Genomic DNA, 13712 nt, shown 5'->3' with positions numbered 1-13712 from the left:
CCGATCCCCGCATGCCGCCCTCGGCTCCGTTCCAAGGCCAACAGTGAATCATGCTGAAACTCAGGCAGCCACAGGCTTTTTCAACAGCCTGCTAATCCGCCCGGTAACCCACCTGGCAAATGCCAACCCCAGCATATGGAGGACAACATGCCCGCCAAATCCCAGTCCCAGCAGAAGGCCGCCGGCGCGGCGCTGGCCGCCAAGCGCGGCGACATCAAGAAAAGCGAGCTGAAGGGCGCCTCCCGCTCCATGGAGAAATCCATGAGCGAGAAGGAGCTGCACGACATGGCGTCGACCAAGCGCAAGGGCAAGGCCGAACACGTCCATCACTGAGTGTCGGTCACGACGCGCCGACAAGAACTGGCCAACCACGAATGAGTAGTCCCACGAGCGAGGGGGGCGGGCGGCGACGCCCAGCCCCCCGCGCCATATCTGCGTGCCGTCCCCGCCATACTGGCTTTGCCCCCTTGCTGGCGCCGGCCAGGGCGCTATAGTCGGCGCCATGATCCGGCTGCCCCCGCTTCCCCTGCTGGCGTTGCTCGCCCTCGTGATCCTGGTCACGGGCTGGTCGGCGCCCGCACGGGCGCACGATTGCGGGCAGGCCGTCGCGGTGGCCGCATCCTCCGCCCTTGCCGCTGCCCCCGCCGACCATCCTGTCGCGACCGCCGCCCACGACTGCCATGAAACGGCTGACTGCTGCTGCGCCGGCGGAATGGCGGGCTGTGCCACGGGGTGCGCCGGTCTGCTGGTGCCGTCCGTCCTGCCGGGCGCGGAGCGAACCGCCGCGCCGCTGATGCTGCTGGCCGCCGGCGACAGCCGGGGCGCCGGCTTGGCCCTGGCGCCCGCCTTGGGGCCGCCCAGACCCAACCGCATCGCCTGAGGCCCGGGCGCCCCTTGGCGGGGCCCCCGCGCGTCTCCCCGCGACCGGTTTGCCCTTTCTCCCGAGCTTTCCCATGCCCCCATTTCTTGCGCGTGTCGCCCTGCTGGCGACCGTGGCGGGCTGCGCCCCCATGGCGCCACCCGCCTTTTCGCCGGGACCCGGCGCCGCCGACGCCGGCGCCCCCGTGACCCCCTGGATTCGCCCCGCCCCGCCCGCCGAGGCGGCGCCCGCCCCAGATGCGGCCCCCCCGGATATGGCCCCCATGCCGGCCATGCCCGGCATGGACCCCGGCATGGACCATGGTTCCCACCACGGGAGCACGCCATGACCGTATCGAAATGGTTGACGCCGCTGATGATGGCCGGTGCGCTGGCCGGCTGCGCCACCGTCCCGCCCGAGGCTGGCTTCCCCGACGTGCAGAAGCAGCTTGAGGCCCGCGTGCCCCAGCGCGTCGCCTGGAACCGTGACGCCGCCGCCGACGCCCAGGCCGGCCAGGCGGTGGCCGAGCTGCTGGCCCGGCCGCTGACCGCCGATGGTGCCGTGCAGGTGGCGCTGCTGAACAATCCGGGCCTGCAGGCGACCTATGAGGATCTGGGCGTGGCCCAGGCCGACCTGGTGCAGGCCGGCCTGCTGCGCAACCCCATCCTGTCGCTGGCCACCGAGTTTCCCACCAAGGGGGCGGAGCCGCCGAAGCTGGAATTCAGCGTCGTCGCCAACTTCCTGGACCTGCTGTGGCTGCCCGCCCGGCGACAGGTGGCGGCGGACCGGTTCGAGCAGGTGAAGCTGACCGTCAGCGCCGAGGTGGTGGAGCTGGCCGCCCAGACCCGGGCCGCCTATCTGCGCCATCGCGCGGCGCTGGAGGAGGCGCAGACCCTGGCCCAGGCCCTGGACGCGGCGCAGGCGGCCTATGACCTGATGGTCCGCCTGAACCAGGCCGGCAACGTCAGTGAGCGTCGCCTGGCCACCGAACAGGCCGCCCTGGAGGAAACCCGGGTGGACAGCATGGAGACCGCCGCCGAGGTCACCGCCACGCGGGAGACGCTGACCCGCCTGATGGGCCTGTGGGGCCCGCAGGCGCAATGGAGCGTGGCCGGCGACCTGCCGCCCCTGCCCCCTGAGGAGCCGGGGCTGGCCACCGTGGAAAACGCCGTCATCGCCGGCAACCTGAAGCTGGACGCCGCCCGTCGCACCACCGCCGCCAAGGCCTCGGCCCTGGGCCTGGCCGATGCCAGCCGTCTTTGGACCGACGGTGAGCTGGGCGTGGCAGGGGAGCGAGAGACCGACCGGTCCCTGGTCATCGGCCCGTCCCTGACCCTGGCCCTGCCCCTGTTCGACCAGGGCCAGCCGGCCGTGGCCAAGGCGGAGGCCGAGTATCGGCAGGAGGCGCGGCGCACCCTGCAACTGGCCGTGGACCTGCGCTCGGAAGCGCGCGAGGCGCGCGACCGCCTGGTCCGCGCCCGCGACCTGGCGGACCATTACCTGCATACCGTCCTGCCGCTGCAGGACCGCCTGGTCCGCCTGGGCATGGCCGAATACAACTACATGCTGACCAGCCCGTTCGAGGTCATGGCCGCGCGACAGGCCCGCCTGACGGCCTATCGCCGCTACATCACCGCCGTTCGCGACTATTGGCTGGCCGACGGCGACCTGATCCGCCTGGCGGGCGGACGCCAGACCATTTCCCAGCCCATCCCCAACGAAGCGCCCCAGCCGGGAGGCCCGTCATGAGCACCTATCTACCCTGGGGCCGCCGCCAGTTGCTGAAGTCCGCCGCCCTGCTGGGCGGGGCCGGCGCCCTGCTGCGGGGAACGCCGGCAGCGGCGCAGGACCACGCGCACCATACGGCCCCATCAATGTCGGCGACCAATCCCCCCGCTAAGCCTCGCGCCATGTCCATGGACCGCAAGACGGTGGCGGCGTCGATCACCCCGCCCCGCCCACCCAGGCTGGTGCCCGGTACGGAGCGGCCGGCCACCATCACGCTGAACGGCGGCACCCTGCCCTTCGTCCTGAAGGACGGGGTCAAGGAATTCCACCTGACGGCGCATGAGTTCGAGCAGGAGTTCGCCCCCGGCTTCAAGGTCAAGGTCTGGGGTTACAACGGCAGCAGCCCCGGCCCCACCATCGAGGCGGTGGAGGGCGACCGGGTGCGCATCCTGGTCACCAACAAGCTGCCGGAGCCCACCAGCATCCACTGGCACGGCGTGCTGTTGCCCTCCGGCATGGACGGCGTCAGCGGCCTGTCCGCCCCGCCCATTCCGCCCGGGGAGACCTGGGCCTACGAGTTCACGCTGCGCCAGCACGGAACCCAGATGTACCACCCGCATTTCGATGAGATGGTGCAGATGGCGGTGGGCATGATGGGCATGTTCATCATCCACCCCAGGGACGCCGCCGTGGGCCAGGTGGACCGCGACTACACCATGATGCTGCATGCCTGGGCCATTCACCCCGGCACCTCGCGCCCCGATCCAGCCGTGATGCTGGAACACGACACCTGGACCATCAACGGCCGGGTCTTCCCCGCGGTGGAGCACCTGGTGGTGAAGACGGGGCAGCGGGTGCGCCTGCGCATCGGCAACGTGTCCATGCACGAGCATCCCATGCACATCCATGGCCACCACATGTGGGTGACGGGTACGGACGGCGGCATGATCCCGGAAGGCGCCCGCTGGCCGGAAACCACCATCCAGGTGCCGGTGGGCAGCACCCGCACAGTGGAGTTCGTGGCCGACAACCCGGGCGACTGGGCCTTCCACTGCCACAAGACCCACCACGCCATGAACACCATGGGCCACGACATCCCCAACTTCCTGGGCGTCAGCCAGGGGGGGGTGGCTCAGCGCCTGGGCGCGCAACTGCCGGGCTATATGCCCATGGGTGAAGGCGGCATGGGCGACATGGGGCATATGGCCGGCATGATGCCCGGCCCGGCCAACACCCCACCCATGATGACCGGCACCGGGCCCTATGGCGGCCTGGACATGGGCGGCATGGTGACGGTGATCAAGGTGCGCGACGAGGTGGCCGCCGACTACCGCGACCCCGGCTGGTACAAGGCGCCCAAGGGCACCATGGCCTGGAAGGTGGGGTGACCTAAAAGCGTGGGACGGGACCGGAGCCAGACGCCATAGTCGGTACGGTTCCGTCCCGTTCCCGCCTGGTCTCCATGTCTGACACTGCCGTTTCCGCCCGTCACAGCCGCGCCGTGACCTACTTGGTCGCGGGCGCCTTTTTCATGGAGCTGCTGGACGGCACGGTGATCGCCACCGCCATGCCGCGGATGGCGCAGTCCTTCGGCGTGGCGCCGGTGGACATGAACATCGGCATGACGGCCTATCTGCTGGCGCTGGCCGTGTTCATCCCCATCAGCGGCTGGGTGGCCGACCGGCTGGGCCCGCGCACGGTGTTCGGCGGCGCCATCGCCCTGTTCACTCTATCGTCCCTGCTGTGCGGCCTCAGCCCCAGCCTCTGGACCTTCACCACCGCGCGCGTGTTGCAGGGACTGGGTGGGGCGGCCATGGTGCCGGTGGGGCGGCTGATCATCCTGCGCATCACCGAGAAAAAGGACCTGATGCGCGCCATCGGCACCACCGTGTGGCCCGGCCTGGTGGCGCCGGTGCTGGGGCCGCCGCTGGGCGGCTTCATCGTCACCTATGCCGATTGGCCCTGGATCTTCTTCCTGAACCTGCCCCTGGGCCTGGCGGCGCTGGTCATGACCATCGCCTGGGTGCCCAACGAGCGCCCGACCGGCACCCGGCCCCTGGATGTGAAAGGCTTCCTGCTGTCGGGCGCGGCCCTGGTAGCCCTGGTCTTCGGCCTGGACACCCTGGGCCAGGGCGCGCGGGCGCCTGCGCAGGCCGTTGGCGGCATCGCCCTGGGCCTGGTGCTGTCGGTCCTGACCGTCCGCCACTGCCGCCGCCATCCGGCGCCGCTGTTCAAGCTGGACGCCCTGCGCCTGCCGACCTACGCCATCGCCGTCTGGGGCGGGTCGGTGCAGCGGGTGGCCATCGGCACCGTGCCCTTCCTGACCCCGCTGCTGTTCCAGACCGTGCTGGGCCTGGACGCCTTCCAGTCCGGCACGCTGGTGCTGTGCATCTTCGCCGGCAACCTGTCGATGAAGATGGTGACCAACCAGGTGCTGCGCCGCTTCGGCTTCCGCCGGGTGCTTCTGGTCAATGGCGTGCTGATGTCCCTGTCGCTGGCGGCCTGCGGCCTGTTCACGCCGGACACGCCCAAGGCGGTGGTGGGCCTGGTGCTGTTCCTGGGCGGCCTGTTCCGCTCCATGCAGTTCACCGGCCTGGGCACCATCCAGTTCGCCGACGTGCCCAAGGAAGAGGTCTCGGCCGCCAACACCCTGGCCGCCATGCTGGGGCAGCTGACCTCCGGCCTCGGCGTTGTGGCGGGGGCCCTGGCCTTGAACCTGGGCGCCTTCCTGCGCGGCCATCCCCAGGGACAGTCGGACCTGACCGATTTCCGCAACGCCTTCTTCGTCATGGGGGCCGCCGTGCTGCTGAGCCTCTACGACGCTTGGAAACTGGCGCCGGATGCCGCCCAGAACGTCAGCGGACACGAACGGCCGAATACCCGTTAACGAAGCATTGATTTTCGGATTGCGCGCATAACGAGTATCGTGCCCTGACGGTTCGCCGGCGCCACAGTGCGGCCGGCATCCACGGGGGAGGATATCGGATGAGCAAGATCCTGGACGTGGCGGTGATCGGCGGCGGCGTCGCCGGCACCTATTGCGCCTGGCGCCTGACGGGCCCGCAGGGCTTGAAGGAGGGCAAGCGGCGCGTGGCCCTGTTCGAATACAGCGACCGCATCGGCGGCCGGCTGTACACCAAGACCTTTCCCGGCATGCCCAATGTGGCGGCGGAGCTGGGCGGCATGCGCTACATCGTGCCGGAAAAGGACGATCCCACGTCCAACCAGCCCATGGTCAGCAACCTGATCGAGGCGCTGGACCTGCCCAGCCACGTCTTCCTCATGGGCAATCCCGAGAAGGGGCCCGATGGCCAGCCCATCGGCGAGAGCGAGAACATCCTCTACCTGCGCGGCAAGCACCTGCTGGTGAAGCAGCAGTCGGACCCCGCCCAGGTGCCCTACAACCTCAGCTGGAACGAGCGCGGCAAGACGGTGAACGACCTGCAGGTCTTCGCCATGAATCTGCTGGTGCCCAACAACCAGAACCTGACCCTGGAACAATGGATGGACACCCGGGTGTACGGTCACCCGCTGTACACCTACGGCTTCTGGAACCTGATGTCGCAGACGCTGAGTTCCGAGGCCTATCAGTTCATGAAGGACGCCGGCGGCTATGACGCCAACGTCGCCAACGCCAACGCGGTGGCGCAACTGCCGGCTACGGAATACGCCAACACCGACGGCTTCCGCGCCATCACCGGCGGCTATCAGCGCCTACCCCTGACCCTGGCCCAACAGGCGACCGAGCAGGGCGCCGAGATCCACATGAACCGGCGCCTGGCCAAGATCGAGAAGGACGCCGACGGCCATTACAAGCTGACCTTCATCGTCACAGAGACGCGCGTGGTCGATACCGACTTCGGCGGCGTGCATGAGGAGACCAAGGACAAGGAAGGGGTGCCGCCGGAGATCGTGCACGCCCGCGACATCATCCTGGGCCTGCCCCGCCGCTCGCTGGAACTGATCGACTGGGAAGGCTGGGACCAGAAAGGCGTGAAGGAGATGCTGTCCAGCGTCTTGATCCAGGACGCCTTCAAGCTGCTGCTGGCCTACGATTATCCCTGGTGGCGGGCCATGAACCTGGTGGCCGGCCGGTCCATCACCGACCTGCCGGTGCGCCAGATCTATTATTTCGGCACGGAAGAGGATCAGCCGGGTGGGGAGAAGGGCAACACCCGCTCCCTGCTGATGGCCTCATACAACGACATCACCACCGTGCCCTTCTGGAAGGGCCTGGAGCACGGGCCCCCCTTCGTTGGCCGCCGGCCCCAGAACGTGAAACCCCTGGCCAAGGAGCAGGCCGCCGCCACCGGCGACGACCAGCGCGTGGTGCCGCTGGCCGAATGCGTCGCCACCGACGCCATGGTGTCCAGCGCCCACCGCCAGATCCTGGAGGTCCATGGCCTGGTGGACGTGGACCAGCCCTATTCCGCCATCTACCACGACTGGTCGGGCGACCCCTATGGCGGCGGCTGGCACGAATGGAAGGCCGGCTTCCGCTACAACCTGCTGATGCCCCGCATCCGCCAGCCCCTGTCGGCGGAGAAGGTCTACATCTGCGGTGAGGCCTATTCCAACAACCAGGGCTGGGTCGAGGGCTGCCTGCAGACGGCCGAGCATGTCCTTCAGGACAAATTCGACCTGGCCTGGCCGGCATACCTGACGGGCCTGCCGGAAACGATCCTGGGGCCGTGATCCCATCCCGTTCCAGCGGCCATGGGCGCGCGCCCGTGGCGCCCCGTTCCATATCAGGAGGGTGTCGTCCCATGAACCCCTTGCCCGATCATTTCACCGTCAGCGACTACCTGATCCAGCGCCTGTACGAGGCGGGCCTGCGCGACGTGTTCACCGTGCCTGGCGACTATGTCGCCCGATGGTTCGACTATATCGACGACCCGGCCCGCAACCCGGACACGCCCCTGACCCGCCTGGGCTGCCGGTCGGAGCTGGAGGCGGGCTACGCCGCCGACGCCTATGCCCGCCTGCGCGGCATCGGCTGCGCCGCCGTCACCTATGGCGTGGGCGCCTTTTCCCTGGTCAACCCGGTGGCGGGGTCGTATGTGGAGCGGCTGCCGGTGGTGGCCATCTCCGGCAGCCCCGGCACCGCCGCGACCGACCGCCCCTTCGCCCGCACCTACAAGATCCTGCTGCACCACGCCACCGGCAACTACCGCGCCGACCGCGACGCCTATCAGCACATCACCGTGGCGGCGGAGATCATCCGCGACGCGGCCCACGCCCCGGCGGAGATCGACCGCGCGCTGGGCTTGGCGCTGGCCTACAAGCGGCCGATCTACCTGGAACTGTGGCGCAACCTGTGGGACGCCGAGTGCGCCCGGCCCCAGGGGGCCCTGGCCGTGCCCAAGCCGCCCTGCAGCCAGACCGCCGTCACCCAGGCGGCGGCCCACGCGGCCGCCCGCATCACCGCCGCCACCAAGCCCCTGTTCTGGGCCGGGGTGGAACTGCAGCGCTATGGCCTGCAGGACGCCTTCCGGGCCTTACGCGTCCAGACCGGGCTGCCCTACATCACCAGCCTGCTGGCCAAGAGCGTGCTGGCCGAGACGACGGTGGGCTTCGTCGGGACCTATACCGGGCCGTCGTCGGACTACACCACCTACCAGACGGTGGCGGACTCCGACCTGCTGGTGGTGACGGGCGACCTGATCACCGATGATTACGAGGGCATCGTCCAGGCCGATTTCACCACCATGATCGTGGCCTATGACAACGCCGTGCGCATTGGCGCCGCCACCTACAGCGACGTGCCGCTGGCCGAATTCCTGGCGGCGCTGGCCGCCGCCCTGAAGGACCAGCCGGCGCGCCAGCCCTGGGCGACCAAAGGCTCCGCCACCATCGACCCGGATTACAGGCCCTTCCCGCCCGACCTTGTCACCTATGCCCGCTTCTTCAAGCGCATGGAGACATGGGTGGAGGCCGACATGACCCTGGTTCCGGATGAAAGCAGCAGCATGTATGTCAGCTGCAACATCCCGGTGAACCGTGCCAACGGCTTCGTCAGCCAGGCGGCCTGGGGGGCCATCGGCTATGCCTCGGCAGCGGGCTTTGGCCTGTCGGTGGCCGATCCCGCCGCCCGACCCGTGGTGTTCGCCGGCGACGGCGGCTTCCAGATGGTGGCGCAGACCATTTCCAGCATGGCGCACTACGGCCGCAACCCGGTCGTCTTCATCATGGAAAACGCCATTTATGGCATCGAGCAGGCCCTGACCAATTCCGCGACATATACCGAGGACCAGCCCTTCAACGCCTACAACAAGATCCCGAAGTGGGAATACGCGGAATTCGCCCGCGCCCTGGGCGCCAAGGCCGCCCGCGTCGCCACGCTGGAGCATCTGGAAACGGTGCTGGCGGAGGTGAAGGAGGACCGGGACCATGTCTGGCTGGTGCAGGTGGTGCTGCCGGAACGCGACATCCCCTCGGAAATCCTGCGCCTGGCCACCAACACCCCGCCCAGCCCGGGACAGTGACAGGTCCTGCCGTGGAAAAGGAAGCGGGGCGGGCAGCGATGTCCGCCCCGTTTTCACGTCCGCTCCTGGGTGGTTGACACCGCGATCTTATTTATATGATAAAAAAGCGTCTCGGTGGATGAGACGCCCGACGTCGCGCGGGCCATAAAAGAACGAACACCCCCTGGGAGGGGGGTTCCGGGGCGCCCGCCCTGGCCCGGAAGTGAGGTCGCCTTGTCCCTGCATCTGTTCCGCCCGATGGTGCCGGCCGTCCTGGCCATCCTCCTGTCGTCATCGTCCGCCTTGGCCGAGGCGCCCTATCTGGGGGCCGACCTGTCCTTTGCCAATGAAATGGCCGATTGCGGTGCCGTCTACACCGACGACGGGCAAGCCGCCAATCCCTTCCAGATTCTGCGCCGGCACGGCGGCAACCTGGTCCGCATCCGCCTCTGGAACAACCCGGACTGGACCCGGTACAGCACCCTGGCCGACGTGAAGCGGAGCATACGCCTGGCGCGCGAGGCCGGTCTGCAGGTGCTGCTGGACTTCCATTATTCCGACGACTGGGCCGACGGCGACAACCAGCCCATCCCGAAAGCGTGGGAGGGCCTGGACCAAGGGCGGCTGGTGCAGGCCGTGCACGATTTCACCCGCGACACGCTGGCGGCCCTGGCGGCGGAGGGCTTGACGCCTGACATGGTGCAGGTGGGCAACGAGACCAACGGCGACATTCTGCGGGCACCGAAGACGGAGGGGAAGCCCATCCGCTGGGCCCGCAACGCCGCCCTGGCGAACGCCGGCATCCGGGCGGTGCGGGAGGCGGCCGCCGCCACCGGCCACCCCATCCAGATCATGCTGCACGTGGCCCAGCCGGAAAACCTGGAGGCCTGGTTCGCCGATGCCGAGGCCGCCGGCGTCACCGACTTCGACATCATCGGCCTCAGCTATTACCGCAAATGGTCGCGCCAGCCGATCACGGTCATGGGCCGCACCGTCAACCGCATGGCCACCCGCTTCGACAAACACGTGCTGCTCGTGGAAACCGCTTATCCCTGGACGCTGGAGCCCAGCAGCGCCTCGCCCAGCGTGCTGGGGGACGACAGCCTGGACCCCGCCTATCCCGCTACGCCGGCGGGACAGCGGGCCTATCTGCTGGACGTCACCCGGACCGTCATCGCCAACGGCGGCATCGGCATGGTCTATTGGGCACCGGATTGGGTGGCCACGAAGTGCCGCACCCGCTGGGGCGAGGGCACCACCTGGGGCAATGCCGCCCTGTTCGGCTACGGCGCCCAGCACGCGGCATTGCCCGGCTGGGACTATGTCGGCGCCCACTATGCCGCGCCCGTGCCCGTGACCTTCCGCCTGACCGTGCCGGCCGGCACCGCACCCTATTTCTGGGCGGATTTCCTGGACAACGGCGCCGGCAGCTTCCCGGTAAAGGCCAAGGATGGCCAAGTGGAGATCCACACCACCGTGATGCCGGGCACCACCATGCGCTATCAGCTGTTCGACGGGCCGGGGTTTGGGCATCCCTTGCTGCGGGCCACGAAGGACGGCGTCGTCGCCCGCACCGTCACCACCGCCACGACCCTTACCGCGAAAGCCGGCCGCTGATGTTGAAGACCCCCCTCCTGGGCCTGGCCGCCCTGTTGGCCAGCACCGTCTCCGCCTTGGCCACCGACATCTCCTTCAACGACGGCTGGCAATTCCATCGGGTGGAAAGCGGCCCCGCCCTGGGGCATGAGGCCCTGCCCCCGGCGGACTGGACGTGGGAAACCGTGCGCCTGCCCCACACCGCGCACCTGGAGGCGCGGATCATCCAGTCGGCGGGCCGGCCGCAATGGCAGGGCGACGCCTTCTATGTGAAACGCTTCCGCAGCGATCCGGCCTGGAAGGGCCAGCGGGTGACCCTGCGCTTCGAGGCCGCCATGAACGTGGCCGACGTCTGGCTGAACGGCCGTCACCTGACCACCCACCTGGGCGGCTTCCTACCGTTCACCCTGGATCTGACGGACGGGTTGAAGGCGGAAGGGGAGAATGAGGTGGTCGTGCACCTGGACAACCGCGACAACGCGGTGACGGGGCCGAAGTCGCTGAAGGATCTGGACTTCAACACCTATGGCGGCCTTTATCGCGGCGCCACCCTCAGTGTGCGCGCGCCACTGCACATCACGGATGAGATGCTGGCCGGCCACGTGGCCGGCGGCGGCATCGTCGTGCGGCAAACCCATGTCGACAGCGCCCGCGCCGACCTGACCGTGACGACGGAGGTGCGCAACGACGCCGCGACGGCCCGGCGCTTCATCGTCACCCAGCGTCTGCTGCGCGACGGCAAGACGGCGGCGGTGACAGCCAGCACGGTCCTGGACCTGGCGGCCAGCGCCGCCCTGTCCCTGCCCCAGGATCTGTCGGTGGCCCAGCCCCGCCTCTGGTCCCTGGACGACCCGGCGCTTTACGAGTTGGAGACGGCGGTGATGGCGGGCGGCAAGGTGGTGGACAGCCGCCGCACCCGCATTGGCCTACGCAGCATCGTCATGACGAAAGACGGGCTGTGGCTGAACGGGCGCAAGACCTTCCTGCGCGGCGTCAACCGCCACCAGGAATACCCCTATGTCGGCTATGCCCTGTCGCCGGAGGCCAGCCGGAGGGAGGCGCGCCTGATCAAGGCCGCCGGGTTCGATTATGTGCGCCTCTCACACTATCCCCAGGACCCGGCCTTCATGGACGCGGCGGACGAGGTGGGGCTGCTGGTGCTGGACGGCATCCCCGGCTGGCAGTACGCGCCGCAGGACCCCGCCTTCGCCGCCCAGGTGGTGCAGACCTGCCGCGACATGATCCGCCGCGACCGCAACCATGCCAGCGTCCTGGCCTGGGAATGCTCCCTGAACGAATCCCCCATGGCGGATGCGTTGGTGGACGCGCTGCATGCCACGGTGCATGAGGAACTGCCCGGCCCCGGCGTCTACTCCGCCGGCTGGATGCCGCGCGCCTACGACGTCTACCTCCAGGCCCGCCAGCATCGCCTGCCCGAGGCCGGCAAAAAAGAGGCGCCGCCCCCCGCCCCCGACAAGCCCCTGATCGTCTCCGAATACGGCGATTGGGAGTATTACGCCATGAACGCCGGCTTCCAGCAGGGCCAGTGGGGCGACCTGCTGCCCCAGGAACGCAGCAGCCGGCAAGAGCTGGGCGGCCCGGAAAAGGGCCTGCTGCAACAGGCGACCAACGTGCAGGAGGCGCACAACGACAACCTAGGCCTGACCGCTGTGGGCGACGGCTATTGGGGCATGTTCGACTACAACCGCGGCTATGCCCCGGATCTGGAAACCTCCGGCGTCTACAGCATAGACCGCCTGCCCAAGCCGGCCGCCTACTTCTTCATGAGCCAGCGCGACGCCCAGCCCGATGGCGCCGGCGCCATGGTCCACATCGCGACCCGCTGGACACCGGACAGCGGCCCGGCGGTGCGGGTGTTCAGCAATGCCGAGGCCGTCGAGCTACGCCTGAACGGCCGGCTGATCGCCCACCAGACACCGGACAAGGACCGCCTGTCCACCCATTTGCGCCACCCGCCCTTCACCTTTCATCTCGATCATTTCGAATCCGGAACGCTTGAGGCCGTGGCCTACATCAATGATCGGGCAGTCGCCCGCCAGCAGGTGCACACGCCCGGCGCCGCCCATCATCTGGAACTGTCGCTGGACACCCAAGGCGTCGCCCCCGCCGCCGGCCATAACGACGTGCTGTTCGTCCGTGCCCGCCTGGTCGATGCCGACGGCACCCCCGTCCCCACCACCGGCACCGACATTCACCTGGGCCTTGCTGGCGATCTGATGCTGATGAGCCCCGACCACGTGCCCACGGAAGCCGGTACCGCCAGCTTCCTCATCCGCGTGGGCGACAACCTCGACGGCGCCAACGTCACGGCGGACGGCGCCGGATTGCGGGCGGTCAGCCTGCCCGTCCGCTGACGTGAGATCTCCCACCACGCCCTTGTCCCCCTAGGCGTTACGCGTTACGTTGTTACGCGTAACGCCTAGGGGGTTTCCCAGGAGGGTTCGATGGCTGAGACGGCGGCACGGGTGCGGGCATTCCGGGAACGGCGCAAGGCCCTCGGACTGCGCGAGGTGCGCATCTTCATTCCCGACGCACGCTCCACAACTGTACGGGCCCGCATCGCGGCCCAGGTCGCCCACCTGGACCGCGCTGACGAACAAGCGGCGATGGATTGGGTGGAAGCGGTAAGCGAATTCGACAACGAAGATCTGGACGATGCGGCGCGGTGACGTCGTGACCGTCGCCGCAAACGGCGATTACGGCAAACCGCGTCCCGCCCTGGTCATCCAAACCGACGCCCTTCCCCATGACACTGAATCCCTCGTGCTGGTCCAGTTCACAACCAGCCTGGTCGAGGCCGACTTCCGGGTGATGATAGAACCGTCAGCGGAAAACGGATTGCGCGCGCCGTCGCAGGTGATGGCGGACAAGCCGGTCACCGTTCGCCGGGACCGGGTGGGCGCTATCATCGGCCGGCTTTCCGCTGACCAGATGGCCAAGGTCACGGCCGCTTTGGCCTTTGTGATTGGCCTCTCCGACTGAGATCGCCCCTCGGCCCTCCCCACCGCGCATGAAAAAAAGGGCCGGGGCGATGGTGCGCCACG

At 68.6% G+C, this 13712-nt stretch carries 11 protein-coding genes; all 11 read left to right on the top strand.

Annotated features, from left to right (window positions below; translation table 11 throughout):
* Positions 1-147: 147 nt before the first annotated feature.
* The 11 genes from FBZ88_RS20870 (at position 148) to FBZ88_RS20820 (ending at position 13650) form a co-directional block, all read left to right on the top strand.
* On the top strand, positions 148-333 hold the full coding sequence (locus FBZ88_RS20870; RefSeq protein ID WP_040843936.1) for a DUF3008 family protein: 186 nt from the start codon (positions 148-150) through the stop codon (positions 331-333).
* Positions 334-502: 169 nt separating this feature from the next.
* On the top strand, positions 503-880 hold the full coding sequence (locus tag FBZ88_RS20865) for a hypothetical protein (RefSeq protein ID WP_145619066.1): 378 nt from the start codon (positions 503-505) through the stop codon (positions 878-880).
* Positions 881-1204: 324 nt separating this feature from the next.
* Positions 1205-2608 (top strand): TolC family protein, encoded by a 1404-nt coding sequence (locus FBZ88_RS20860; protein ID WP_145619065.1) that lies wholly within the window; start codon positions 1205-1207, stop codon positions 2606-2608.
* On the top strand, positions 2605-3975 hold the full coding sequence (locus FBZ88_RS20855) for a multicopper oxidase family protein (protein WP_211102744.1): 1371 nt from the start codon (positions 2605-2607) through the stop codon (positions 3973-3975). The genes FBZ88_RS20860 and FBZ88_RS20855 overlap by 4 nt, the downstream gene beginning before the upstream one ends.
* A gap of 74 nt (positions 3976-4049) precedes the next feature.
* Positions 4050-5474: an MFS transporter gene (locus FBZ88_RS20850; RefSeq protein ID WP_145619064.1), complete on the top strand. Its 1425-nt coding sequence runs from the start codon at positions 4050-4052 to the stop codon at positions 5472-5474.
* Between the two features lie 98 nt (positions 5475-5572).
* On the top strand, positions 5573-7282 hold the full coding sequence (locus FBZ88_RS20845; RefSeq protein WP_145619063.1) for a flavin monoamine oxidase family protein: 1710 nt from the start codon (positions 5573-5575) through the stop codon (positions 7280-7282).
* Positions 7283-7353: 71 nt separating this feature from the next.
* Complete coding sequence (locus FBZ88_RS20840) at positions 7354-9072, top strand: alpha-keto acid decarboxylase family protein (RefSeq protein WP_145619062.1); 1719 nt, start codon at positions 7354-7356, stop codon at positions 9070-9072.
* Positions 9073-9285: 213 nt separating this feature from the next.
* Positions 9286-10668, top strand: coding sequence for a glycoside hydrolase family 53 protein (locus tag FBZ88_RS20835; protein ID WP_211102743.1), 1383 nt, complete (start codon positions 9286-9288; stop codon positions 10666-10668).
* Positions 10668-13022 (top strand): glycoside hydrolase family 2 TIM barrel-domain containing protein, encoded by a 2355-nt coding sequence (locus tag FBZ88_RS20830; protein WP_145619061.1) that lies wholly within the window; start codon positions 10668-10670, stop codon positions 13020-13022. Before FBZ88_RS20835 ends, FBZ88_RS20830 begins: the two co-directional genes overlap by 1 nt.
* A 90-nt stretch (positions 13023-13112) precedes the next feature.
* Positions 13113-13337 carry an antitoxin MazE-like protein gene (locus FBZ88_RS20825; RefSeq protein WP_211102742.1) on the top strand — a complete coding sequence of 75 codons (225 nt, stop codon included), beginning with the start codon at positions 13113-13115 and terminating at the stop codon, positions 13335-13337.
* Positions 13324-13650 carry a type II toxin-antitoxin system PemK/MazF family toxin gene (locus FBZ88_RS20820; RefSeq protein WP_145619060.1) on the top strand — a complete coding sequence of 109 codons (327 nt, stop codon included), beginning with the start codon at positions 13324-13326 and terminating at the stop codon, positions 13648-13650. Before FBZ88_RS20825 ends, FBZ88_RS20820 begins: the two co-directional genes overlap by 14 nt.
* Positions 13651-13712: the final 62 nt, after the last annotated feature.

Origin of the sequence: Nitrospirillum bahiense, assembly GCF_007828025.1 — a bacterium.
GTDB classification, from domain to species: Bacteria; Pseudomonadota; Alphaproteobacteria; order Azospirillales; family Azospirillaceae; genus Nitrospirillum; species Nitrospirillum amazonense.
Note: the sequence above shows the minus strand (reverse complement) of the source record. Positions and strands in the feature narration are given on the sequence as shown.